Genomic DNA, 23,904 nt, shown 5'->3' on the forward strand with positions numbered 1-23,904 from the left:
GGTGCGACGTGTCAGCGCAGACGCGCCTCGATCGCCTCGATGACGCGGGGACGCAGCTCGGCGGCGCGGATCACCGCGTCGACCGAGCCGACCTCGACCGCGCGCTGGATGCTGTGCACCCGGTCGAACTCGGCGGCCACCTCGCCCAGCTTCTCCGCCCGCACCGACGAGCGCAGCTCGTCCAGCTCGGCGGTGAGCGTCGCCCGCCCGGTGCCGGCCGCGGCGGCGACCTTCGCCTCCAGGTCGCGTACCCGCGCGTCGGCGGCGGTGCGGGCGGCGACCTCGCCGGCGAACACCACGGCGGCGGCGGGCGCGCCACCGAGCACCGAGGCGAACGACCCCTCGATCGCCAGCACCGTCATGTCCGGGTTGAGCGCCTTGGAGAAGACCACGAACGCGCCGCCGTGGTAGCGCGAGATCACGCAGAACACGATCGGGCCGCGGAAGTTGACGATCGCCCGGCCGATCTCCGCGCCGTACTCCAGTTGCAGCTTGCGCATCGACTCGGGTGAGCCGTCGAAGCCGGACAGGTTGGCGAGCACGACAAGCGGCCGGTTGCCGCTGGCCGCGTTGATCGCCCGCGCGGCCTTCTTCGACGAGCGCGGGAACAGCGTGCCGGCGGTGTACGTGTCCGGGCCGTCGGTGGGCGGGAAGCCGTGCCGGGGCACCGAGCGGGACTCGATGCCGAGCAGGCACACCGGGATGCCGCCGAGGTGTACGTCCTGCACCACAGCGGTCTCCGCGTCGGCCATGCCGGCCCACCGCTCCAGCACCGGGTGGTCCTGGTCGGCGAGGGCCCGCATCACCGTACGGATGTCGAACGGCTTCTTGCGGTCCGGGTTGGCGGTGGCGGAGAAGATCTCGCCCACCGTGGCGAAGTCGCTGCCGGCCACCGCGTGCGGGTAGCCGCAGATGTCCCGGTCCACCGGGTCCATCGTGACGGCCCGGCGCGGCGCCTCCTCGCCCGGCGCGACGTACGTGTGGTCGTAGTGCGCCATCAGTACGTCCCGCGCGGCCGGCAGGTCCGGCGCCCAGTACTGCGCCTGTCCGTTCGGCCCCATCACCCGGTCGTAGCCGCCGATGCCGAAGTTGTCCTCGGCGGAGACGCCGCCGGAGAAGTCGAGCGACTGCTTGCCGGTGAGCACCATCGCCGAGTCCGGCGTCATGACCAGCACGCCCTTGGTGTGCATGAGCATCGTCGCCTCGGCGTTCCAGTACGGCTGCGCGCCGACGTTGATGCCCGCCACCACGATGTTGATCTCACCGCCGTCCTGGGTGAACTCGACGATGCGCTTGAGCGCCGCGGCCACCCAGTCCATGTTCTCGGTGCCGGAGGTCATCGAGATCCGGGCGCCGGCGGACAGCGCGTACCACTCCAGCGGCACGCCCATCCGCTGCGCCAGGTCCAGCGCGGCGATCACCCGCCGGCACTCCGGCTCGGACAGCGCGCCCAGCGACTTGGTCGGGTCGCCGAGCAGCACCACCCGGGTCACGCCCTGCGGGTGCCGCGGCGTCGGGGTGGTCACCACGCCGGCCACGATCGCCGCGGTGTTGCGGCCCTTCGGCCGGTCCACCGGCACCAGCTGGTGGCCGGCGTCCAGGTCGTGCTCGACGAAGTCACCGAGCAGACCGGTCAGCTCGTACGGGTAGACCGTGTTGCGGCCGGCCGCGCGCAGCACCTTCAGCCGGTAGTCGTCAAGCGGCTCGACCGGCTCGGCCGGCGGCTCGCCCACCGTCAGCTGCGCGTGCCCGCTCACGTCGAAGGTGATCCGCACGCCGACCTTGGTCAGCTCGCCGGTACGCCGGTCGCGCTGCCGCGCGATGAACAGGATCTCCTCCAGCTCGGCGCCCACAGTGGTCGGGCGTACCCGCCCGGCGATCAGCTCCATCTCCTCGCGGGTCAGCTCGCTCGGCGGCCACACGTAGACGACGATCCGGTTGGTCGGGAACCGCGACTTCGACGGCCGCCGCGACTGCGCCCGGCGGATCGAGTCGATGCATGCCGCCACGGTGTCCTCGGTGGTCGGCAGCGCCACCAGCCGGCCGTCCTGTTCCCGCAGCTCGGTCAGGTCACGCACCTGCGCGAACGCGACCAGCCGCTGGTCGGACGGGTTCTGCCGGGCGACCGCCTGGAACAGGTAGACCTCCTCGTCCAGCGACGGCAGCCGGGTCAGGTCGAACTCGCGCAGCCGTTCCAGCTGCATCCGCTGCGCGATGTACGGGTGCAGGCCGCGGATCAGGCGCTCCTCGGCCATCCCGCCGCCCTCGGCGGGGCGGAACGTGACGTGATGGTGCATCACCGCGCCCGCGCGCCCGGCGACGGTGGTGGTGAGGCGGCGCACCTGCTGCGGCAGCGGGTGCGCGTTCACCACCTCCAGCAGGGCGGCGGCGGTGGCGTCCAGGTCGTCGGGCTGGTTCTCCCAGGCCAGGTAGACGTCCGCGTCGACGGCCTCGCAATCCCGGGCCACCTCGGCCAGCCCGCGCAGCGCGTCGCCGAGCGCGTCGAACCGGACGGCGGCCGAGACCACGCTCGACCCGTCCCGCCCGGCCACCACGAACGTGCAGCCACCGGCGGTGCGGGTGCGCACCTCGGTGAGCGCCTTGTTGCCGTAGTAGCGGCGGGTCAGCACCTCCAGCATGGCCGCGTTGTCCACGTCGTTGCGGACCAGGCGCTGGCCGAGCAGCCGGACCAGCGGCTCGGTGCTGCGCACCATCTCGGCGATCCGCTCGGCGCGGTCCGGCGCGTCCGGCTGGGCGTCGAGGTGCCGCAGGTGGGTGCGGACCTGGGCGTAGACCCGGGCCCGGTTGCGGCGCAGCAGCGGCTGGGCGAACCAGGCGAACACCACGCCCCGGGCCAGGTCGGCGACCACCGGGAAGCGGACCTGGGTGGCCGCGACGAGCCGCTCCAGCGCGAGGCCGGCCGGCTCGCGCAGCGCCTCGTCCGGCGGCGGCTCGCGCAGCCAGGAACGCAGCAGCGCGGCGATCACCGTGGCGTCCGCGGCGGCCCGCTGCTGGGCCAGGAAGATCCGGAAGACCGCGGCCTCCAGCTCGGGGGAGCGGTCCAGCTCGGTGACGCCGTAGTGGGCGAGCGCCTTCGCCAGGCGGGCCCGGAACGAGTCCGGCGAACCGGCCCGCTCGACGTCGAGGCTCTGCAGGTAGGTGTGGAAGTACTCGCGGGCACTGTGCACGTGCCCGCCCGGCCCGTCGTCGCCGCCGGGCCGGTTACGGCTCAGCTCTGCCAGGTCGGCGAAGACGTTCACCAGTTCCAGTTCCTCGGCCAGCGGCCGGTGCCCGGCCTCGGTGGCCGCCCGCCGCGCGTCCAGGTAGTCGTCGAGCACCCGCCGCTCGTCGTGCGGGTCCACGTCGTAGCCGAGCAACAGCGCGCACAGGTCCTCCTGGCCGCGCTCGGCCCGGGACCGCGCCGGCACGTCCGCGGGCGCCGTGGGCAGGTCCAGCTCGACAGCCGGTCCGGCCGGGCCGGCGGCCGCCTCGGCGCCCTCCTCGGCGATCGGCTCCAGGCGCAGCAGCGGCGCACCGGCCTCGACCTGGGTGCCGACCGCCACCGACGACTCCTTGAGGCGGGCCCGGAACGGCGCCCGCAGCACCGTCTCCATCTTCATCGCCTCCAGCACCAGCACCGGCGCGCCGGCCTCGACCTCCGCACCGACGGCGAGCGGCGTGGCGACCACCAGCGCCGGCATGGGGGAGCGCAGCACGCCGCCCTCGTCGCGGCTGATCCGGTGCGTCACGCCGTCCACCTCGACCAGGTGGACCGGGCCGTGGGTGTCGGTGAGCAGGCGGAACCGGGCGCCGTTGACGGCGATCTGGCCGGTGTGCCGGTCGAAGCGGTCCAGCTCGACATCCGCGGTGCGCACGTCGCCACCGGCCTCGACACCGACCCGGAACCGGTGCGCACCGACCCGGGCGACCCGCATCCGGTAGGTCACGCCGCGCAGCTTCAGGTCCAGCGGCCGGCCGCTGCGGTGCTGCACCTGCGGGCGTCCACCGGCCGCGGTGGACAGCAGCCGCTGCCGTTCGGCGGTCTCGTCCTCCTCGTACGCCTCGATCGCGGCAGCGGCCAGCGCCACGGCGGAGTGCCGGTGCGCGACTAGGCGGCCCTCGCCGCGTACCCGGTCGATCCAGCCGGTGTCGGCGCTGGCGTCGATCACCTCGGGCTGGTCGAGCAGGTCGAGCACGAAGCTCTTGTTCGTCGCGCCACCGGCGATGACCACAGTGGTGTTCGCCATCGCCCGGCGCAGCCGGCCCAGCGCCTCGTCCCGGTCCCGGCCGTACGCGATGATCTTCGCGATCATGGAGTCGAAGTCGGCCGGGATGGTGTCGCCCTCGCTGACCCCGGTGTCGACCCGGATGCCCGGTCCGGCGGGCAGATCCAGCCGGGTGATCCGGCCGGGGGAGGGCGCGAAGTCACGGTCCGGGTCCTCGGCGTTGAGCCGCGCCTCGATCGCGTGCCCGCGCTCGACCGGCGGCTCACCGGTGAGGCGGCCGCCGCCGGCCACGTGCAGCTGCGCCTTGACCAGGTCGAACCCGGTGGTCGACTCGGTGATCGGGTGCTCGACCTGAAGGCGGGTGTTGACCTCCAGGAACGCGAACAGCCGGTCGCCCGGGTGGTAGAGGAACTCGACGGTGGCCGCGCCCCGGTACCCGACCGCGACCGCCAGCCGCTCCGCCGACGCCTTCAGCTCCGCGGTCTGCTCCGGGCTCAGCACCGGCGACGCGGACTCCTCGATCACCTTCTGGTTGCGCCGCTGCACCGAGCAGTCCCGTACGCCGAGTGCCCACGCGGTGCCCTGACCGTCGGCGATGACCTGGACCTCGACGTGGCGGGCGCCGGTGACCAGGCGCTCCAGGAAGACCACGCCGCTGCCGAACGCCCGCGCCGCCTCCTGGCTGGTGCGCTCGTAGGCGTCGGCCAGCTCGGCGTCGCTGCGGATCACCCGGATGCCGCGCCCGCCGCCACCTGCTGTCGCCTTGAGCATCAGCGGGTAGCCGATCGAGGCGGCCGCGCGCAGCGCGTCGTCCAGGCTCTCCACCGCGCCGCGGCTCCACGGCGCGACCGGCACGCCGACCTCCTCGGCGATCAGCTTCGCGCCGATCTTGTCGCCGAGCTTGCGCATGGCGTCCGGGCTGGGCCCGACGAACGTCACGCCGACCTTCTCGCACAGCTCGGCGAACGCCGGATCCTCGGCCACGAAACCCCAGCCCACCCACGCGGCGTCCGCGCCGGTCTCGACCAGCGCGCGCTCCAGGGTCTTCAGGTCGAGGTACGGGCGGGCGGACGCGGGCCCCAGGTCGTAGGCGACGTCCGCCTCCCGGACGAAGGTGGCGGTACGGTCGACGTCGGTGTACAGCGCAACGGTCTCGATCCGGCTGCCGGTCTCCGCGGCCAGTTCCCGGACCGCGTGGATGAGCCGCATCGCGGCCTCACCACGGTTGACGATGGCGACACGGGTGAACACGTGACCGTCCCCTTCGGTTGACCCACTCCTGCGCGCCGGGCGCGGCGATGCCCCCGGCTCGCCTCACCTTTCCGGCTGTGCGCGGGCGGCGCCATGTCGTAACGGCCGAAGCCTGAGCGGGGACCGTTGTAGGAACCGAACAAAAGTTTTTAGCCAGCCACTCACTACCCGCCGGTACGCGATACGGCGCCGGACCCGAGCGGGTCCGGCGCCGTATATTGCCTGCGCTGCGTGCTCAGCCCGGGATCTCCCGGGGGTCGCGGCTGCGGGGGTGCGTGTTCTTCTCGCCGATGGTGCCGTCCTGCTTCTTGATCACGTGCTCGGCGCCGCGCTCGGCCGCCATCTCCCGGCCGGCCGCCTCGGCCTCCGCCTTGGTGTCGTGGCGGCTGGTCGCGCGCTCGTTGCCCTCCGGGCGGTTCTTCCACTGCCCGTCCTGCTGGTAGGTGTCGATGTCGCCCTTCGCCATGCCGTCAGCTCCCTCGTTCGCGTGTCCGATGACAATTGTCTGCCCATGCGAGGGGAGTGCTAATCCTGACGGCGCCGGACGACCCGGGCCGGGCGGGGGAGGGGGCCCCGCCCGGCCCGGACTGCTGATCACGCGGCGGCGTGCAGGCCCTGCCAGGCGCCGTACCCGCCGAGCAGGTCGGACACGTCGGCGTGCCCGGCGTTGCGCAGCAGGCTGGCCGCGACCGAGGAGCGGTAGCCGCCGGCGCAGTGCACGACGACCGGCCGGTCCGCCGGCACCTCGTCGAGGCGCCGCGTCAACTCGGCGAGGGGGATGTGCAGGGAGCCCTGGACGGCGCCCTGCTCCCGCTCACCGGCGTTGCGGACGTCGAGCACGACCGGGGTGTCCGGGCCGTCGAGGGCTTCCCGCAGCTCGGTGGCGGTGACCCGGCTCGCCCGGGTCATCTCGGCGACCATCTCCAGGAAGGCGCCCTCGGGCTCGCGCAGGTAGCCGATCACCCGGTCGAAGCCGATCCGGGCGAGGCGGACGACGATCTCCTCCTCCCGGTCCTGCGGAGCCACCACGAGCACCGGCCGGTCGGGCGCGACGACACTGCCGGCGGTCTCGGCGAACCGGCCGTCGGCCGGCACGTTGAGCGCACCGCGAAGGTGCCCGGTCGCGTACTCCTGCGGGTCGCGGGCGTCGACCACGACGGCGCCGTCGGCCCGGGCGGCCAGGAACTCGGCCGGGGTGAGCGGGCGGGCCGGCCGGGCGTGGTCGAACAGCTCACGCGCCTTGCGGTTGAGCACCGCGTCGAAGGCGAAGTAGCCGGGCGCGGCCGGCTGCCCGCCGGTGACCAGGGCGAGGAAGCGCTCCTCGCTCATCGGCGCGCAGGCGTAGTTGGTGCGGCGCTGCTCGCCGATGGTGGACTGCCGTTCGGTGGACAGGTTCTTGCCGCAGGCCGAGCCGGCGCCGTGGGCGGGGAAGACGCGCACCTCGTCGGGCAGGCCCATCAGCTTGTGCTGCACGCTGTCGTAGAGCATCCGGCCGAGTTCCTCGGCGGTCACGCCGAAGGAGGCGAGCAGGTCGGGGCGGCCCACGTCGCCGATGAACAGCGCGTCGCCGGTCAGCACGCCGTACGGGACCGGGTCGTCGGCGCGCTCGTAGACCAGGATGCTGATCGACTCCGGCGTGTGGCCCGGGGTCTCCATGATCTCCAGGGTCACGTCGCCGAGGCTGATCCGTTCGCCGTCGGTGAGCTTGCGGCTCGGGTACTCGGTCTCGGCCCGGCTCCCGTAGCCGATCCAGGCGCCGGTCGCGGCGGCCACCTCGAGGTGCCCGGCGAGGAAGTCGGCGTGGAAGTGGGTGTTGACGACGCCCTCGATGGTCAGGCCGTGCGCCTTCGCGTCGGTGAGGTACTCGTCGATGTCCCGGCGCGGGTCGACGAGCACGGCCCGGCCGGTGCGGTCGTCGGCGATCAGGTACGAGGCCTGGGACAGGCAGTCGAGGTAGTACTGGGTGAACAACATCGGCCGTGCTCCTTCTCCTGGTGATGAGGGGTCTGCTCAGGCCACGTGGCCCGGCCTGCCGCCCTTGGCTCGTACCGCCAGCCCGGCGTTCGTCCACGCCCGCATGCCGCCGGTCAGGTCGTGCACCTCGTGGCCCGCCGCGGCGAGCAACTTGGCCGCCCGCCGCGACCGCGCGCCGGACCGGCAGACGGTCACCACTGGCCGGTCCGCCGGCACCTCGGACAGCCGGTCCGCGAGCTGGCCGAGCGGGATGTGCCGGGCGCCGGGGGCGTGTCCGGCCCGCCACTCGGCGGGTTCCCGGACGTCGAGCAGCAGCGCGCCCGCGCCGGACAGCGCCGCCGCCTCCGCCGGGGTGACCCGGGCGACGCGGGGGCCGAGCAGGCGGCGGAGGAAGCCGGTGCGCGGAGCGGCCGCCGTCTCCGGGCGCCCGGTCACGGCCGGCTGCCCGCGGTGACCGGGCGGCCCGAGCGCACCCAGGCCGAGGTGCCGCCGGTGACCGAGAGGGCGGTGATGCCCGCGCGTTCGAGCAGTTCGGCGCCGACCCGGCTGCGTCCGCCGGCCTCGCAGATCACGTAGACGGGGCCGGTGCGGGGCACCTGCGTCATCTGGGCGGGCAGATGACCCAGCGGCACACAACGGGCACCGGGGACATGGCCGCCGAGGTACTCGGCGGTCTCCCGGACGTCGATGACCGTCGCCCCGTCGGCGTGGGCGGTGGCGAACGTGGTCAGGTCGACCTCGCGCATGGGCGTTCTCCTTCCGGATCGGCTATACCCCCGGGGGTATCTGCTCTCGACGGTAGCGCGGCGTCCGGCCGTCCGCTACCCCCTGCTCGTGCGGTTGTGCTCGTTTGCCGGAACGGCAAGGTTCCTTGCTGTCCGCTGAGTTGCGGCGCACGATGGCGGGGCTCGGGCGGGAGACGCCCGGCGGCGAGGAGGCAGACATGACGGGGCACCACCACGAGCACCCGGCGGCGGACACCGACCCGGCCCGGTTCTGGGACGAGCGGTACGGCCAGCGGGACCGGATCTGGAGCGGCCGGGTCAACCCGGTCCTGGCCGAGGTGGCCGGCACGCTGCCCCCGGGCACCGCGCTCGACCTGGGCAGCGGTGAGGGCGGCGACGCGGTGTGGCTGGCGTCGCGCGGCTGGCGGGTCACCGCCGTGGACATCTCGTCAGTCGCGCTGGACCGCCTCGCCGTGGAGGCCGAGCGGGCCGGGGTGGCGGAGCGGATCACCACCGTCCGGCACGACCTCACCCAGGGCTTCCCGCCCGGCCGGTACGACCTGGTGTCCGCGCAGTTCTTCCAGTCGCCGCTGGTCCTGCCCCGGGAGACGGTGCTGCCCCCGGCGGCCGAGGCGGTCGCGCCCGGCGGCCGGCTGCTCGTGGTCGAGCACGGCGCGCCGCCGCCCTGGGCCGGGCCCGACACCGGCCACCACCGGTTCGCCGAACCGGAGGAGATCCTGGCCGCGATGAACCTCGACCCGGACGGCTGGGACACCGAGCGGCTGGGCGCGGCGCGCCGTACCGCCACCGGCCCGGACGGCCGGACCGGCGAGCTGATCGACCACGTGGTCCTGGTGCGGCGTCGCTGACCCCGGTCAGGCCCGGGCCGTCGGCCGGGTCAGCAGCAGCACCAGCAGCCCGGCCGCGCACAGCGCGGTGCTCATGCCGTACGCCCACCGGTAGCCGACCTGCGCGGAGAGCCCGAGCAGCGGCCCGGCGAGCATGGCGCCGATCGGGAACGTGTTTGTGAACAGCGTGGTGGCCCGGCCCGGCTCGCCCGGCAGCAGATCCTGCACGTAGGCGATGCCGACGCCGGACACCGCGGCGATGAACAGCGCGTTCACCGGCTGCGCGAACAGCAGGACCGGCACGCTCGGCGCCAGCGCGGCGGTCGCGTAGTAGGCGACCCCGCAGGCACCGCCGACCAGGATCAGCGGCCGCAGCCGGACCCGCGCGGTCAGCGCGCCCAGCCCGAGGATCAGCGGGATCTCCAGCGCCGCGCACAGGCCCAGCACCAGGCCGGCGCGGGAGGGATCGTCGTTCAGTTCGGTGTCGATGAACAGCGGCATCGCCTGCACGCCGACCGTCAGCGGGCACTGGAGCAGCACGAACGCGAGCGCCGTCGACGCCAGCCGCAGCCGGGACGCGCCCGGTGGGCCGGGCGCGGCGCCGCCCGGATCGGCCGCGACCGGCCGCGCCGGCAGCGGCAGTTCCTCCAGCCGGAACGCGGCCACCAGCGCGGCCAGCGCGTACATGACGGCGGCCATGCCGTAGACCAGGCGGAAGCCGCCGACGTCGAGCAGCACCGCGGCCAGCGCCGGCCCGGCCACCCAGGCGAACGAGAAGACGGTACGCATGAGGCTGACGCCGAACGCGGCCCGCGTCGGATCGTCCCTGTCGAACAGCGCCCGGGTGTACGCGAACGACTGCGGGAACAGCGAGTTCGCCAGTGCCGTGGCGGTCGCGGTCAGCCCCAGCAGGATCCAGTAGTCGCGGACGTACGCGGTCAGGCCCGCGCCCACCACACCGGCCAGCGCGGCGCCGACAAGCAGCGCGCGCCGGATCGGCAGGCGGTCCGACAGCCGGCCGATCAGCGCGGAGGCGACCACCCCGGACAGCGGGGCGACGACCAGGAACACGGTCACCCGTAACGGACTGGCGTGGACCTCCCGGTCGAGGAACAGCGACAGGAACGGCAGCACCACGGCGGTGGACAGACCGACGGTCAGGAAGACCACACCCAGCGGGAGCAGCCGGAATGGGCCGGCGCGTACCGCCGGCCTGGTGTCCACAGCCATGCGGCGGACTGTACGCGGCGGCGGCGCGGCGGCCGACCGGATTTCCCGCGGTCCGGGTCAGCCGACGGCGGTGGGGGAGGGTGGCGCGCTGCCGCCCTGCGGCGCCTCGGCGGTCATCAGCCGGACGATCTCCGCCCGGTCGGCGGCCGACGGCATCCCCCACTCCGGCCGGTAGCCGAACGCCCGGTCCAGCGGGATCGACGAGGTCCGGCCGTCGAGGATCTCCACCGCGTCGGTACCGATCAGCCCGGGATGCTCGACGCCGCACGCCTCGGCCACCTTGACCAGGTCGCGGCGCAGCGTACGGATGTAGTTCGCGGCCCGCACCGACTTGCGGGCCGGGTCCAGGCCCCGGGCCAGCCACGCGTTCTGCGTGGCGACGCCGGTCGGGCAGGTGTCGGTGTGGCACTTCTGCGCCTGGATGCAGCCGATCGCCAGCATCGCCTCCCGCCCGACGTTGACCATGTCGGCGCCGAGCGCGAACGCCACCACGGCGTTGTCCGGCAGGCCGAGCTTGCCGGCGCCCACGAACACCACCTGCTCGTGCAGGTCGCGTTCGGCGAAGGTGCGGTAGACCCGGGAGAAGCCCTGCTGGAACGGCAGCGACACCGAGTCGCTGAAGATCAGCGGTGCGGCGCCGGTGCCGCCCTCGCCGCCGTCGACGGTCACGAAGTCCACGCCGCGCCCGGTGTCGCGCATCAGCGTGGCCAGTTCCTCCCAGAACCCCAGGTCACCGACGGCGGACTTGATGCCGACCGGCAGGCCGGTCTCGGCGGCGAGCAGCTCCACCCAGTCCAGCAGGCTGTCGCAGTCGGAGAACTCGGCGTGCCGGGACGGGCTGACGCAGTCCTGACCGGCCGGGATGCCTCGGGTGGCGGCGATCTCGGCGGAGACCTTCGCCGCCGGCAGCAGGCCGCCGAGGCTCGGCTTGGCACCCTGGCTGAGCTTGATCTCCAGCGCGCGTACCGGCGCCGACGCCACCAGGTCCTTGAGCCGTTCCAGGCTGAACCGGCCCTGCTCGTCGCGGCAGCCGAAGTACGCGGTGCCGAGCTGGAAGACCAACTCACCGCCGTTGCGGTGGTACGGCGACAGCCCGCCCTCGCCGGTGTTCTGCAGACAGCCGGCCAGCGCGGCGCCCCGGTTGAGCGCCTCCACCGCGTTTGCGGACAGCGAGCCGAAGCTCATCCCGGAGATGTTCACCACCGACTCCGGGCGGAACGCCCGCGCCCGGCCGCGCGCCGCGCCGAGCACCTTGGCACAGGGCAGCGTCACGTCGTGCCCGGCGGTCGGCGCCGACGGCGGCACCGCCCGGCCGAACGTGCGGTGCTTGATGATCGGATAGCCGGAGGTGTGCTCGATGTCGTTGTCGGTGCCGAACCCGAAGTAGTTGTTCTCCTGCTTGGCCGAGGCGTACACCCAGCGCCGCTGGTCGCGGGTGAAGGGCCGCTCCTCGTCATTGCCGGCCACGATGTACTGCCGCAGCTCCGGGCCGATCGACTCGATCAGGTACCGGGCCCGGCCCAGCACGGGGAAGTTGCGGCGCAGCGCGTGGTCGCGTTGCAGCAGGTCCCGCGCCGCCAGCGCGGCGACGGCGGCGACGGCTGCGGGTACGGCTCTCTTCGCCCAGCTCATCCCGCCACTCTTTCCGGCCCGGCACCCGGTCAAACGCCTGATGGAACCCGGCCGCCCCGAGCGGTGTCATGGAAGCGGACCGACGGCGGAGGCTGCCCTGGACGACGACGACCTCGTCACCCGCGTACGCGCCGGCGACCGGGAGGCGTACGACGCCCTGGTCGCCCGGCACACCGCGTCCGCGTACCGGACGGCGGTGCTGCTCGGCGCCGGTCCGGACGCCGAGGACGTGGTCCAGGAGGCGTTCGTGAAGGCGTACCGGAAACTGTCCCGCTACCGGGCCGAGGCGTCGTTCCGGTCCTGGCTGCTCGCGATCGTCGCCAACGAGACCCGGAACCTGCACCGGACGCGGACCCGGCGGGACGGGCTGACGCTGCGCGCGGCGGCGGCGGACCCGGTCGCGGCGGTCACCGCCGAGGACGGGCTCGACGCGGTGCTGGCGGCCGAGCGCCGGGCCGAGCTGGTCGGGGCGCTGCGCCGGCTGCCCGCCCGCGACCGCGAGGTGATCGTCTGCCGCTACCTGCTCGACCTCGGCGAGGACGAGACGGTGACCGTGCTGGGGGTGGCCCGGGGCACCGTGAAGTCGCGGACCCACCGGGCGCTGGCGAAGCTGCGTGCCCTGCTGGATCGGGAGGTGGCGCACCGTGGATGACCTGGAACGGGAGCTGCGGGAGCTGACCGGCTGGCTGGAGCCGGCGCGCACACCTGACCTCACCGCCCGGGTGCGGGCCCGGCTCGACGTGCCCGCGCCGCGCCGCCGGTGGCGGTACGTGCTGGCCGCCGCGCTCGCCACCGTGCTCGTGGCGGCGCTGCCGCCGGGGCGGGCCGCGCTCGCCGACGCGGTGACCGGGCTGTTGCGGTTCTCCGGGGTGGTCGTGGACACCGCGCCCGCCCTGCCGCCGACCGGTACGCCGTCGCCGCTGCCCGCGCAGCACGAGATCGCCCTGGCCGAGGCACAGCGGCAGGTCCGCTTCCCGATCCGGGTACCGGCCCGGCTCGGCGCACCGGAACACGTGCTCGTCGCCGATCCGGACGGCACCGGCGCCCACCGGGTCGCCAGCCTGCTCTACCGGGGCGGGACGGTCCGGCTGGACGCCTTCGACGGCTCGCTCGACATCGTGTTCCACAAGCGGTCCCTCGGGGCGGACGTGACGCTCACCCACGTCGGCGGCGAGTTCGCGATCTGGGTCGGTGGTCCGCACGCGCTCGCGTACGTGGACCGCTCGGGCACGGAACGGGTCGCCACCGCGCGGTTGTCCGCCGCCACGCTGATCTGGGAGCGGGCCGGGGTGAGCTACCGGCTGGAGGGCGACCTGACCCGTGAGCAGGCGCTCGACATCGCGTCCTCGCTCGAGTGAGTGCGGCGGGAACCTCGGGACGCCGGGCGGTGTCCTGTCGACGAGAGTCGTCAACGGGGGAGGCCGGATGTCCGTTCCGAGAAGAGTCCTACTGGTGCCGGTCCTGCTGCTGGCCGGGTGCACCGCCGGCCCGGCCGCGCAACCGGCCGGCGGGCCGGCCACGGGCACCGTGCCCGCCACCGGACCGGCCGCGCCGGCGGCCTGCGCCGAGCGACTGGAGACCGGCCGGCTGCCGGACTGGGCGGATGCCGGGTTCACCGGCGACACCCGGATCCGGCACGTCTTCGGCACCCGGGGCGACATCGTGGCGATCCTGTTCGCGTATCCGCTGGTGCACGCGCGCGGCGACGGCGCGAACAACAAGATCCTCTGGGTGTCCCGCCCCGAGCCCGGCCGGTCCGAGCCGGCACCGCGGACCCCGCTGGTGATCACCGCGACGCGGGACGGGACGGACACCCCGGTCGTCCGGGAGGTGGCGGGCGGGCCCGGGCCGTCCATCGTCGACCTGCCGGCCGCCGGGTGCTGGCGGCTGCGGCTGGACTGGTCCGGCCGCAGCGACACGATGGATCTGGTCTACCGGCCGTCGTCCCGCTGACCGGCATGGCCGCTGCCGGTCCGGGTAACGCTGCGTCATGGCGAAGTACACCGAGCCGGAACTGCGGGAGCGCCTCAAGGCCGAGATCCGCGCCTCCGACAAGGGCGGACGGCCCGGGCAGTGGTCGGCCCGCAAGTCGCAGCTGCTGACGAACGAGTACAAGAAGGCCGGCGGGGGATTCGAGGGTCCGAAGGACGCACGGCAGCGCTCGCTGCAACGCTGGGGCGGCGAGAAGTGGCAGACCCGCAGCGGTGACACGCGTGCCCGCAGCGGCGGCGAAACGCGCCGTTACCTGCCTGAACGGGCGTGGGAGGAGCTGTCGGAGACCGAACGGCGGGCCACCGACACCCGCAAGCGCCGCGCGTCGCGTTCCGGCCGCCAGTACGTGCCGAACACGGGCCCGGCGAAGCGGGCCCGCCGGGACGCCACCGCCGCCGAGCAGATCAACGAGCTGCCGGTGACCGAGGCGGTCAAACTGGTCCGCGACCTCGACACCCGCCAGCTCGACGCGGCGCTGCGCCGGGAACGCGGCGGCAAGGCCCGCAAGACGCTCATCGGACGGCTGGAGTCGGAACTGGGCCGGCGCCGGGCGGCGTGAGCGTGATCCCGTGGCGCACCGCGACGGAGGGGCCGGCCCGCAGGCCGGCCCCTCCGCGCGACAGTCAGCGGCGCGGGTGCTGCGGGATGCGCGGCAGCACGTAGGGCGGACCGGAGAACATCAGGTCGGCCTTCAGTTCGTGGTACGCCAGCTTCGGCTGGTAGTTCTCGTCGTAGACGGTGGCCAGGCCCTCCGGCGGGTCGGAGAACGCACCGGGCACCCAGGAGTGCTTGTCGGTGAAGCCCCAGAGCGTGAACGACAGGCAGTGCCGCTCGGCCAGGCAGGCCTGCATCAGCACGCTGAAGCCCGCCGCGGACGCCTGCAGGCGCGGGTTGATCTCCGCGGAGTCGCCGGCCTCCACCCCCTCGGTGATCTGGCTGCGCACGTCCACCTCGGTGAGGGCCGTGGCCAGCCCGAGCCCGGCGAACTTGCGCAGCGCCGCGACCACCTGGAGCGTGCTGAAGTTGCCGTACTGGGTGCCCAGGTGGCCCTGTGCGCCCACGCCGTCGATCGGCACACCCTTGGCCCGCAGGTCACGGGCCATGTTGTAGACGAACTGCGTCTTGTCGTCGGCCGGGTTGCCGGAGCCGAACGCCTCGATGTTGTAGTCGTTGTAGAACAGCAGCGCCTTCGGGTCGGCGGCGCGGGCCCAGCGGAACGCGTCGGCGATGTAGCCGGGCCCGAGGTTCTGCGCCCAGAACCCCTTGTAGTGCAGGGTGGACGGGGTGTCCCAGGGGTCGCTGACCGCCTCGTTCACCACGTCCCACTGCCAGATCTTGCCCTTGAAGTGGGTGACCACGGCGGTGATGTGGTTGCGCAGGATCTGGCGCAGCTCGGCCTTGCTGATCGAGCCGTCCGCGACACCGCTGGTCAGCCATGCGGGCAGCTGGTTGTGCCAGACCAGCACGTGGCCCCGGACCCGCTGGTTGTTCTTGCGGGCGAACTCGACCAGCTCGTCGGCCGGGCCCCAGTTGTAGGTGCCCCGGGTGGGCTCGAGGCTCTCCCACTTCATCACGTTCTCTGCGGTCACGGTCGAGAACTCCGACGCGGCCAGCTCGCGGTAGCGCGGCTCGGAGGCGTCGTTGAGTGCGGCCATGTCCACGGCGGTGCCCACGTACAGGCCGTGGCGCTTGGCCAGCTCACGCAGGCTCTGCGCGGCCGGGTCGTACGGGCGTCCGGCCGTCGCGGGGACGACGTTGAGGGCGGTGGCGGTCGCGACGGCGACGGCGCCGGCGGCGAGCCATCGTCTCAGCTTCATGGTCGTTCCTTTCGGGAGGGTGCGCGCGGCCCGGGGGCCGGCGGTGGCGGTGCCGGAGACGCCGCGCCGTGGAACGGTTCGGCGGGCGCCAGGGTGGACTGACGATGCGGCTTCCGAAACTTCCGATCAACCTTCCGGAAGTAGCCCGAAACATTACGGACGCCGATAGCCGTCCGTCAATCATCTGGGCGGGGAGGGTGAGCCCGCGTCAGCGCAGCGGGTGGCAGGAGGCCCGGACGACCAGCTCGGTGGGGAGCTGGATGTGGGTGTCCCGCTCGACGCCGGCGATGAGGTCGATCAGCAGGCGCAGCGACTCGGCGCCCATGCGTTGCAGCGGCTGCCGGATCGTGGTGAGGGGCGGGTCGACGAGCGCCGACTCGGGGATGTTGTCGAAGCCGATGACCGAAAGGTCCTCCGGTACGCGCAGGCCGAGGCCGCGGGCCACGTCCACCGTGGAGATGGCCGAGAGGTCGTTGCCGGCGAAGATCGCGGTCGGCCGGTCGGCGAGCGCGAGCAGCTCGGCCGCAGTGCTGGCGGCGGTCTCGGTGCGGAAACCGCCCACCCGCACGAGCCGTTCGTCCACCGGCACGCCCGCGTCGGCCATCGCCTTGCGGAACCCGGCCTCGCGCAGCCGGGCCGACTCCAGGTCGGGGCGGCCGCTGATGTGCGCGATCCGCCGGTGCCCGAGCGACAGCAGGTGGTCGGTGGCCAGCACCGCGCCGGCGAAGTTGTCGGAGTCGACGGTGGGCAGGCCGGACGGGCCGGTGTGCGGGTCGACGGCCACCACGTGGAAGCCGTGCTTGGTCTCGACCACCGTCGGCGTCACGATCACGGCGCCGTCGATGAGCGTGCCGGACAGCCGCGCCAGGGAGCGCCGCTCCCACCCTATGGCCGCGCCCTCGCCGTCACCGCTGGAGTAGGCGAGCAACTGGTAGCCGCTGCCGGCGACCTCGCGGGACGCGCCCTTGAGCAGCTCGGTGGAGAACGGCTCGAACTCGGCGACCAGGATGCCCAGCACGTTCGTCCGGTGGCTGCGCAGGCTCTGCGCCCCCAGGCTGGCCTCGTACCCCAGCTCGTGGATCACCTGCTGGACGCGTTCGACGGTGGCCTGCGCGACGCCGTACCGACCATTGACAACCTTCGATACAGTTGCCACCGAGACGCCGGCCGTACGTGCCACGTCCGACATCTTGACGCGCTCCTGGAACACCACGCCGACGATGATAGAGGGCACTTCCAGGGGGATCGAAGACGATGTCGAAAACGTTATCGATACCGATTGACTTCACGTTACGGCCCTGTAAAACTCCCCGGCAGGTAACCCGACTGAGTGGTCGAGGAGACATCTGTGGTGATGAAGCGCCGTGCTGGTGCCGCCCTGGCACTGTTTGTGACAAGCGCTCTGCTGGCCTCCGCGTGCAGTGGTGGTGGCGACGAGGAGAAGGCCGCCGAGAGCGAGCTGTACAAGAACCCGGTGACGTTGACCTGGTGGCACAACGCGTCGCAGGACGGACCCGGCAAGACGTACTGGGAGAAGGTCGCCAAGGACTTCTCCGCGGCCCACCCGACCGTCAAGATCGAGATCGAGGCGATCGAGACGAACCAGCTCCAGCGCACCCGGCTCCCCGCCGCGCTGCTGAGCAACGACCCGCCGGACATCTTCCAGGCGTGGGGCGGCGGCGAGATGCGCGAGCAGGTCGAGGCCGACTACCTCAAGGACATCACCGACCAGGTGAAGGGCGAGGTGGCCGACATCGGCAGCGCCGCCGAGATCTGGCAGGTGGAGGGCAAGCAGTACGGCCTGCCGTTCCGGATGGGCATCGAGGGCATCTGGTACAACAAGGACATGTTCGCGAAGGCGGGCATCACGGCGCCGCCGACCACCTTCGACGAGCTCAACGCCGCCGTCACCAAGCTCAAGGCGATCAACGTCGTTCCGATCGCCCTCGGCGCCGGTGACAAGTGGCCGGCCGCGCACTGGTGGTACAACTTCGCGTTGCGTGCCTGCTCGGTCGACACGCTGAAGAAGGCCTCCAAGGACCGGACCTTCGACGACCCGTGCTTCGTCAAGGCCGGCCAGGACCTGAAGACCTTCATCGACACTAAGCCGTTCCAGAACAACTTCATCGCCACGCCGGGTCAGAACGACCCGACCAGCGCCAACGGCCTTCTGGCAAACGGCAAGGCCGCGATGGAGCTGATGGGCGACTGGAACCGCGGCACGCTGGACACCGTCGCCACGGACAAGGCGGCCCTGGGCAAGTTCCTCGGCTGGTTCCCGGTGCCGGCGATCTCCGGCTCCGCCGGTGACCCGAAGGCGGCCCTCGGCGGCGGCGACGGCTTCGCCTGCGCCAAGAACGCCCCGGCCGAGTGCGTCGAGTTCCTCAAGTACATCGTCAGCCCCGAGGTGCAGAAGGGCTACGCCGCCACCGGCACCGGCCTGCCCGTCGCCAAGGGTGCTGCCGACGGCGTCACCGACCCGGCGCTGAAGTCCATCCTGGAGTCCACCGCGTCGGCCACCTACGTCCAGCTCTGGCTGGACACGGCCTTCGGCAGCACCGTCGGCACCGCGATGAACGACGCGATCGTCGCGATCTTCGCCGGCAACGGGACACCTGAGAAGGTCGTCTCGGCCATGAAGGCGGCCGCAAGCAAGTGACGTCCGCATCGCAGACCCGTACGCCCGCCGTCGGCGCGAAAGCGCCGCCGGCGGGCCTCCGGCCCGGCGGCGCACGGGCCGCCTCCCGCCGCGCCGAGACCCGTCGCAAGTGGTACGAGATCATCGGGCTGACCACGCCCGCGGTCGTCATCTACGTGATGTTCGTGCTCGTGCCGATGGGCTTCGCGTTCTACTACAGCCTGTTCCGCTGGCGCGGCGTCGGCCCGCCCACCGAGTACGTCGGCTTCCGCAACTACACGCTCGCCTTCCAGGACCCGATCTTCCTGGACGCGCTGCGCAACAACGCGATCATCGTGTTCGGGTCGCTGCTGATCCAGGGTCCGGTCGCGCTGGGCATCGCCCTCCTGCTCAACCGCCGCTTCCGCGGGCGCTCGGCGTTCCGCCTGCTGGTGTTCGTGCCGTACGTGCTGGCCGAGGTCACCGTCGGCATCATGTGGAAGCTGATCCTGACCGAGAACGGCACGCTCGACGCGCTGCTGCAGTCGATCGGGCTCGGCGGCCTGGTGCAGGCGTGGCTGGCCGACCTGGACGTGGTGATCTGGACGCTGCTGTTCGTCCTGACCTGGAAATACGTCGGCTTCGCCATCATCCTGCTGCTCGCCGGCCTGTCGAACGTGCCGCAGGAGCTGAACGAGGCCGCCGAGATCGACGGCGCGAGCTGGTGGCAGATCCAGCGCCACGTCACGCTGCCGCTGCTCGGCCCCACCATCCGGATCTGGATGTTCCTGTCGATGATCGGCTCGCTGCAGGTCTTCGACATGATCTGGGTGACCTCGGTGCCGGCGGTACGGTCCCTCGGCGCCTCGGCCACCATGGCGACGTACATGGTGGACAACGGCTTCTTCGCCCGGCTCTGGGGCTACGGCAACGCGGTGGCCGTGATCCTGTTCGCCATCTCGTTCGTCGCGGCGCTGTTGTTCCAGCGGTTCCTGCTCCGCCGGGACATCGAGGGTGCCATCACCCGGAAGGGGAAGTGACAGTGGCCGTGAACTCCGTATCCGCCCCCTCGGCCGGGCGCCGGCCGGTGCAGTGGAGCTCGCCGCTGACGTACGCGATCGCGCTCGCGGTCGCGGCCGTGTCGATCGCACCCGTCGTGTACGTCGTCGTCGGCGGTTTCCGGACCACGCCGCAGATCGTGGACGACCCGGCCGGCCTGCCGGACCCGTGGGTCTGGGACAACTACTACCGGGTGCTGACCCAGAGCGACTTCTGGAAGCAGGCGTTCAACAGCGCCGTGGTCGCCCTCGGCACCACGCTCGGCGTGGTGGTGCTCGGCATGGCCGCCGCGTTCGTGCTCGCCCGCTACACGTTCCGCGGCCGCGAAGGGCTCTACACCTTCTTCACCCTCGGCCTGCTGTTCCCAGCCGGCGCGGCGATCCTGCCGCTGTACCTCATGCTGCGCGACCTGAACCTGATCAACTCCTACTACGCGGTGATCCTTCCGCAGGTGGCCTTCTCGTTGCCGCTGACGATCGTCATCCTGCGGCCGTTCCTGTCGGCCATCCCGCGGGAGCTGGAGGACGCGGCCGCCATCGACGGCGCCGGCCGGCTCGGCTTCCTCTGGCGGATCGTGCTGCCGCTGTCGCGGCCCGCGGTCGTCACCGTCGGCATCCTCGCGTTCGTGGCGAGCTGGAACGCGTTCCTCCTGCCGCTGCTCGTCCTCGGGGACGTCAACCTGCACACCCTGCCGCTGGGCGTGCAGAACTTCTCCAGCCAGTACACCACCGACACCGCGGGAGTCCTCGCCTTCACGTCGCTGGCGATGTTGCCGGCGCTGCTGTTCTTCACCCTGGCGGAGAAGCAGATCGTGGGCGGTCTCCAGGGCGCGGTCAAGGGCTGAGCGGCGGCGGCACCAGCACAACCAGTGGAAAGGCACACCATGACAGAGGTCCACGCGGTGGTGGACGGGCCGGTACCGGCTCAGGCAGGTTCGGACCACGACCGGCCGGACGGACACGACGCCGAGACGCGCGTACGGGAACTGCTCGCTCGGATGACGATCGAGGAGAAGGTCGCGCAGCTCGTCGGGTTCTGGGAGAAGGAGGACGGTGAGGCGGTCGCGCCCCTGCAGGGCGAGTTCGCCGACAGCGGCCGGCTCGACGACTTCTCCCGGCACGGCCTGGGTCACCTCACCCGCGCCTACGGCACCCGTCCGGTCGACGCCGCCGCCCGCGCCGCCTGGCTGTGGAAGTTCCAGCGGGACCTGGTGACGGGCACCCGGCTGGGCATCCCGGCCATCGTGCACGAGGAGTGCCTGACCGGCCTGTCGGCGTGGAAGGCGGCGACCTTCCCGACGCCGCTGGCCTGGGGTGCCGCGTTCGACCCGGAGCTGGTCACCGAGATGGCGGCGGCGATCGGTGCCTCGATGCGCGCGCTCGGCATCCACCAGGGACTGTCCCCGGTGCTGGACGTGATCCGGGATCCCCGCTGGGGCCGGGTCGACGAGTGCATCGCCGAGGACCCGTACCTCGTCGGCACCATCGGCACCTCGTACGTGCGGGGACTCCAGTCGCAGGGCGTGCTCGCGACGCTGAAGCACTTCGCCGGCTACTCCGGCTCGCGGGCCGGGCGCAACTTCGGCCCGGTGCACGCCGGTCCCCGGGAAGTCGCCGACGTGCTGCTGCCGCCGTTCGAGATGGCGATCCGGGACGGCGACGCGCGCAGCGTCATGCACTCGTACGCGGAGATCGACGGCGTGCCGGTCGCCGCCGATCCGACCATGCTCACCGATCTGCTGCGGGAGCGGTGGGGCTTCGACGGGACGGTGGTGGCCGACTACTACGGCGTCGCCTTCCTCAACCTGCTGCACCACGTCGCGGCCGACAACGCGGACGCGGCCGTGCAGGCGCTGAGCGCGGGCCTCGACATCGAGCTGCCCACCGGTGACGCCTTCCTGACCCTGACCGAGTCGGTGCGGACGGGCAGAGTCGACGAGGCGCTCGTCGACCGGGCGGTGCTGCGCGTCCTGCGCCAGAAGCAGGAACTCGGGCTGCTCGACGCCACGTTCGACGACGAGCCGCCGGGCGCGATCGACCTCGACTCGCCGGAGCACAGGTCGATCGCCCGCCGGCTCGCCGAGGAGTCGGTCGTCCTGGTCGCCAACGAGGGCGTGCTGCCGCTGCCGGCGGGCCGCCGGGTGGCGGTCGTCGGGCCGAACGCCGACCGGCAGGGCGCGCTGTTCGGCTGCTACTCGTTCCTCAACCACGTGCTGGCCCACCACCCGGGCGTGGAGACCGGCTTCGAGGTGCCGACCGTCCTGGAGGCGGTGCGCGCCGAGTTCGGCGCCGACCGGGTCACCTTCGCGACCGGCTGCGAGGTGGACTCGGCGGACCGGTCCGGGTTCGACGAGGCGCTCGCCGCCGCGTCCGCCGCCGACGTGGCGGTCCTCGTGGTCGGCGACCACGCCAGCCTGTTCGGGCGCGGCACCGTCGGCGAGGGCTGCGACCGGGACGACCTGGAGCTGCCCGGCGTGCAGCGCCAGCTCGTCGAGGCGGTGCTGGACACCGGCACCCCGGTCGTCCTCGTGCTGCTCACCGGCCGCCCGTACGCACTCGGCTGGGCGCTGTCCCGGTGCGCGGCGGTGGTGCAGACGTTCTTCCCGGGCGAGGAGGGCGCCGGGGCGATCGCGGGTGTGCTCTCCGGACGGGTCAACCCGTCCGGCCGGCTGCCGGTCACCCTGCCCGGCTCGGCGGGCGCGCAGCCGTACTCGTACCTGCACCCGAAGCTGGGGGCGGGCATGAACGGCACCAACCTGCCGGCGACGCCGGTCGCGCCGTTCGGGCACGGGCTGTCCTACACCACGTTCGCGTACACCGACCTGACCGTGCCGGCCGAGGTGCCGACCGGCGAGGCGCTGAAGGTGTCGGTGCGGGTGACGAACACCGGCCCGGTCGCCGGTGACGACGTGGTGCAGCTCTACGGCCGTGACCTGGTCGCCTCGGTGACCCGGCCGGTGGCGCAGCTGCTCGGCTACCGGCGGGTGCGCCTGGAGCCGGGCGCCTCGGTGACCGTCGAGCTGACCGTGCCGAACACGCGGCTGGCCTTCACCGACCGCACGCTCACGCGCGTGGTGGAGCCCGGAGAGGTCGATGTCTGGGTGGGCACGAGCGCCCGGCGCGACGTCCAGGCGCGGACGACGCTGACCGGCGACACCGTAGAGATCACCGCCGCCTCGCCCCGCTGGACGACCGTCGACCTTCGCTGAGCCGGGTCCGCCGGTCGTCCACGGGGCGATCGGCGGACCCTTTCATCTCATATTGGCGTTATGTCGTTTTTGGCTCAGTAGGCTCCAGGATGTCATCCAGCCCCGGCTGGATCCCGGTCGCCGGCACCCACAGGGATGCGTGAGTCACGATGATGGACGCGGACACCATGGTCCTGCCCCGGCTCGGGGACGCCGCGGTCGAGGACCCGTGGGGCGAGGACCGGCCGCGCCGGGCCACCGCCCGCGCCGCGACCGCCGTGTGGCGCTGGCGGATCGCGGCCTGGCTGCTGCCGGCGGCCCTCACGGGTGCGCTCGGCGTCGCCCGGATCACCGCGTCGGCGCCGAGCGCCGGAGAACTCGCGACCCGGCGCGCGATCACGTCGCCGTGGCCGGGGATCGGTGCCGCCCTGACCGGCGACGAGGTCGCGCTCGGGCCGTACCACCTTTTCCTGCGCGGCTGGGCGGCGCTGTTCGGCGCGGCCGACCTGGCGCTGCGCGTACCGTCGCTGCTGGCCATGATCGGGGCCGCGGCGCTCGTCGGCGCGCTCGCCGCCCGGATCGCCACGCCCGCCGCCGGCCTGGCGGCCGGGGCGATCTTCGCGGTGCTGCCGACCTCGATCCGGTACGCGCAGGAGGCGCAGCCGTACGCCCTGGCGGTGTTCGCCGCCGTACTCGCCACCTGGCTGCTGGTGCCCGCGCTGGACCGGCCGGCCCTGCGGCGGCTCATGCCCTACGCGGGCGCGGTGCTGCTGCTGGGCCTCTGCCAGCCGGTGGCGTTGCTGCTGCTCGCCGGCCACGGCTGGATCGTGCTGGCGTTCCGTCGCCGTGTCGCCGTCAGGTGGCTGGCCGCGGTGGTCCTCGGGCTGCTCCCGGCCGCCGCGCTGCTCGCCGCCGGCCTGCGCGACGGCGGTCATCTGTCGTCCGGCGTGCGACCCGGCGCCGCCGTGCTGGCGGCCACGCCCGGTGACCTGTTCGGCGTCGCCGTGCTCGGCGGCGTGCTGGCCGGGCTGGCGCTGTTCAGCCTTCCGCTGCGGTACGCCGCCGCGATCTGCACCGCCTGGGCGCTGGTGCCGGCGCTCGGACTGCTGGCGCTGGCGCAGGCCGCGCCGGTCTGGTCGGCGGCGAACCTGCTGTTCACGGTGCCGGCCTGGGCGGTGCTCGGCGGGGTCGCCCTGTCCCGGGCACGAGTCGCCGGGGCCGTCGCCGTGCTGGCTCTCGTCGCGCTGCTCGCCGTGGCGGACCAGCTCCCGTGGTGACCGTCGACGATCGGGCGACCTCCGCCTGATTCGCCCCTTTTGCGGTTAATTGTCGGCTTAGCATTCGGT

19 protein-coding genes are annotated in these 23,904 nt (G+C 73.0%); 10 read left to right on the forward strand and 9 right to left on the reverse strand.

Features of this window, described 5'->3' with window-relative positions; genetic code table 11:
• Positions 1-11: 11 nt before the first annotated feature.
• The 5 genes from IRY44_RS03980 to IRY44_RS04000 form a co-directional block, all read right to left on the reverse strand.
• The gene (locus IRY44_RS03980) at positions 12-5,477 is read right to left on the reverse strand and encodes a carboxyl transferase domain-containing protein (RefSeq protein ID WP_194799101.1); all 5,466 of its coding nucleotides are present in this window, start codon (positions 5,475-5,477) and stop codon (positions 12-14) included.
• A gap of 235 nt (positions 5,478-5,712) precedes the next feature.
• Positions 5,713-5,943 carry a DUF2188 domain-containing protein gene (locus IRY44_RS03985; protein WP_194799102.1) on the reverse strand — a complete coding sequence of 77 codons (231 nt, stop codon included), beginning with the start codon at positions 5,941-5,943 and terminating at the stop codon, positions 5,713-5,715.
• 128 nt (positions 5,944-6,071) lie between these two features.
• Complete coding sequence (locus IRY44_RS03990) at positions 6,072-7,451, reverse strand: rhodanese-like domain-containing protein (RefSeq protein WP_194799103.1); 1,380 nt, start codon at positions 7,449-7,451, stop codon at positions 6,072-6,074.
• 36 nt (positions 7,452-7,487) lie between these two features.
• A complete protein-coding gene (locus IRY44_RS03995) occupies positions 7,488-7,832 on the reverse strand; it encodes a rhodanese-like domain-containing protein (RefSeq protein WP_194799443.1) in 345 nt (114 codons plus the stop codon).
• 50 nt (positions 7,833-7,882) lie between these two features.
• Positions 7,883-8,197, reverse strand: coding sequence for a rhodanese-like domain-containing protein (locus tag IRY44_RS04000; RefSeq protein WP_194799104.1), 315 nt, complete (start codon positions 8,195-8,197; stop codon positions 7,883-7,885).
• A gap of 197 nt (positions 8,198-8,394) precedes the next feature.
• On the opposite strand from IRY44_RS04000, the gene IRY44_RS04005 reads away from it, so the two are divergent.
• Entirely contained in the window at positions 8,395-9,045 is a 651-nt protein-coding gene (locus IRY44_RS04005; protein ID WP_194799105.1) for a bifunctional 2-polyprenyl-6-hydroxyphenol methylase/3-demethylubiquinol 3-O-methyltransferase UbiG, read from the forward strand.
• A 6-nt stretch (positions 9,046-9,051) separates the two neighbouring features.
• On the opposite strand, the gene IRY44_RS04010 is transcribed toward IRY44_RS04005, so the two are convergent.
• Positions 9,052-10,254, reverse strand: a complete 1,203-nt coding sequence (locus IRY44_RS04010) for a sugar efflux transporter (protein ID WP_194799106.1) — start codon at positions 10,252-10,254, stop codon at positions 9,052-9,054.
• Positions 10,255-10,311: 57 nt separating this feature from the next.
• Positions 10,312-11,886: an FMN-binding glutamate synthase family protein gene (locus tag IRY44_RS04015; protein ID WP_194799107.1), complete on the reverse strand. Its 1,575-nt coding sequence runs from the start codon at positions 11,884-11,886 to the stop codon at positions 10,312-10,314.
• Between the two features lie 40 nt (positions 11,887-11,926).
• Here IRY44_RS04015 and IRY44_RS04020 point away from each other — a divergent pair, with 40 nt between their 5' ends.
• From IRY44_RS04020 to IRY44_RS04035, 4 genes are all read left to right on the forward strand, one after another.
• Positions 11,927-12,538 (forward strand): RNA polymerase sigma factor, encoded by a 612-nt coding sequence (locus IRY44_RS04020; protein ID WP_194799108.1) that lies wholly within the window; start codon positions 11,927-11,929, stop codon positions 12,536-12,538.
• The gene (locus tag IRY44_RS04025) at positions 12,531-13,244 is read left to right on the forward strand and encodes a hypothetical protein (RefSeq protein WP_194799109.1); all 714 of its coding nucleotides are present in this window, start codon (positions 12,531-12,533) and stop codon (positions 13,242-13,244) included. Before IRY44_RS04020 ends, IRY44_RS04025 begins: the two co-directional genes overlap by 8 nt.
• A 67-nt stretch (positions 13,245-13,311) precedes the next feature.
• Complete coding sequence (locus IRY44_RS04030; RefSeq protein WP_194799110.1) at positions 13,312-13,839, forward strand: hypothetical protein; 528 nt, start codon at positions 13,312-13,314, stop codon at positions 13,837-13,839.
• A gap of 37 nt (positions 13,840-13,876) precedes the next feature.
• On the forward strand, positions 13,877-14,437 hold the full coding sequence (locus IRY44_RS04035) for a DUF5872 domain-containing protein (protein ID WP_194799111.1): 561 nt from the start codon (positions 13,877-13,879) through the stop codon (positions 14,435-14,437).
• A gap of 64 nt (positions 14,438-14,501) precedes the next feature.
• On the opposite strand, the gene IRY44_RS04040 is transcribed toward IRY44_RS04035, so the two are convergent.
• Together IRY44_RS04040 and IRY44_RS04045 are read right to left on the reverse strand one after the other, a co-directional pair.
• Positions 14,502-15,695: an endo-1,4-beta-xylanase gene (locus IRY44_RS04040; RefSeq protein WP_194799112.1), complete on the reverse strand. Its 1,194-nt coding sequence runs from the start codon at positions 15,693-15,695 to the stop codon at positions 14,502-14,504.
• Between the two features lie 208 nt (positions 15,696-15,903).
• Entirely contained in the window at positions 15,904-16,908 is a 1,005-nt protein-coding gene (locus IRY44_RS04045) for a LacI family DNA-binding transcriptional regulator (protein ID WP_262011873.1), read from the reverse strand.
• A 177-nt stretch (positions 16,909-17,085) separates the two neighbouring features.
• Between IRY44_RS04045 and IRY44_RS04050 the strand changes: the two genes are divergently transcribed.
• The 5 genes from IRY44_RS04050 to IRY44_RS04070 all read left to right on the forward strand — a co-directional run bounded on the left by IRY44_RS04050 (position 17,086) and on the right by IRY44_RS04070 (position 23,835).
• Entirely contained in the window at positions 17,086-18,354 is a 1,269-nt protein-coding gene (locus IRY44_RS04050) for an extracellular solute-binding protein (RefSeq protein WP_269697164.1), read from the forward strand.
• Positions 18,351-19,352, forward strand: coding sequence for a carbohydrate ABC transporter permease (locus IRY44_RS04055; RefSeq protein ID WP_194799114.1), 1,002 nt, complete (start codon positions 18,351-18,353; stop codon positions 19,350-19,352). The genes IRY44_RS04050 and IRY44_RS04055 overlap by 4 nt, the downstream gene beginning before the upstream one ends.
• Positions 19,349-20,215: a carbohydrate ABC transporter permease gene (locus IRY44_RS04060; RefSeq protein WP_194799115.1), complete on the forward strand. Its 867-nt coding sequence runs from the start codon at positions 19,349-19,351 to the stop codon at positions 20,213-20,215. Before IRY44_RS04055 ends, IRY44_RS04060 begins: the two co-directional genes overlap by 4 nt.
• A gap of 39 nt (positions 20,216-20,254) precedes the next feature.
• A complete protein-coding gene (locus tag IRY44_RS04065) occupies positions 20,255-22,579 on the forward strand; it encodes a beta-glucosidase (RefSeq protein ID WP_194799116.1) in 2,325 nt (774 codons plus the stop codon).
• Between the two features lie 149 nt (positions 22,580-22,728).
• Entirely contained in the window at positions 22,729-23,835 is a 1,107-nt protein-coding gene (locus IRY44_RS04070; RefSeq protein ID WP_194799117.1) for a glycosyltransferase family 39 protein, read from the forward strand.
• Positions 23,836-23,904 lie beyond the last annotated feature (69 nt).

This window comes from Micromonospora sp. ANENR4, from assembly GCF_015354395.1.
Taxonomy (GTDB): Bacteria; Actinomycetota; Actinomycetes; order Mycobacteriales; family Micromonosporaceae; genus Micromonospora; species Micromonospora aurantiaca.

Coding starts and splice junctions, on each gene's coding strand:
- IRY44_RS03985 (WP_194799102.1), bottom strand. CDS start 5,943: ATGGCGAAGGGCGACATCGACACCTACCAGCAGGACGGGCAGTGGAAG.
- IRY44_RS03990 (WP_194799103.1), bottom strand. CDS start 7,451: ATGTTGTTCACCCAGTACTACCTCGACTGCCTGTCCCAGGCCTCGTAC.
- IRY44_RS04000 (WP_194799104.1), bottom strand. CDS start 8,197: ATGCGCGAGGTCGACCTGACCACGTTCGCCACCGCCCACGCCGACGGG.
- IRY44_RS04005 (WP_194799105.1), top strand. CDS start 8,395: ATGACGGGGCACCACCACGAGCACCCGGCGGCGGACACCGACCCGGCC.
- IRY44_RS04010 (WP_194799106.1), bottom strand. CDS start 10,254: ATGGCTGTGGACACCAGGCCGGCGGTACGCGCCGGCCCATTCCGGCTG.
- IRY44_RS04015 (WP_194799107.1), bottom strand. CDS start 11,886: ATGAGCTGGGCGAAGAGAGCCGTACCCGCAGCCGTCGCCGCCGTCGCC.
- IRY44_RS04020 (WP_194799108.1), top strand. CDS start 11,927: ATGGAACCCGGCCGCCCCGAGCGGTGTCATGGAAGCGGACCGACGGCG.
- IRY44_RS04030 (WP_194799110.1), top strand. CDS start 13,312: ATGTCCGTTCCGAGAAGAGTCCTACTGGTGCCGGTCCTGCTGCTGGCC.
- IRY44_RS04035 (WP_194799111.1), top strand. CDS start 13,877: ATGGCGAAGTACACCGAGCCGGAACTGCGGGAGCGCCTCAAGGCCGAG.
- IRY44_RS04040 (WP_194799112.1), bottom strand. CDS start 15,695: ATGAAGCTGAGACGATGGCTCGCCGCCGGCGCCGTCGCCGTCGCGACC.
- IRY44_RS04065 (WP_194799116.1), top strand. CDS start 20,255: ATGACAGAGGTCCACGCGGTGGTGGACGGGCCGGTACCGGCTCAGGCA.
- IRY44_RS04070 (WP_194799117.1), top strand. CDS start 22,729: ATGATGGACGCGGACACCATGGTCCTGCCCCGGCTCGGGGACGCCGCG.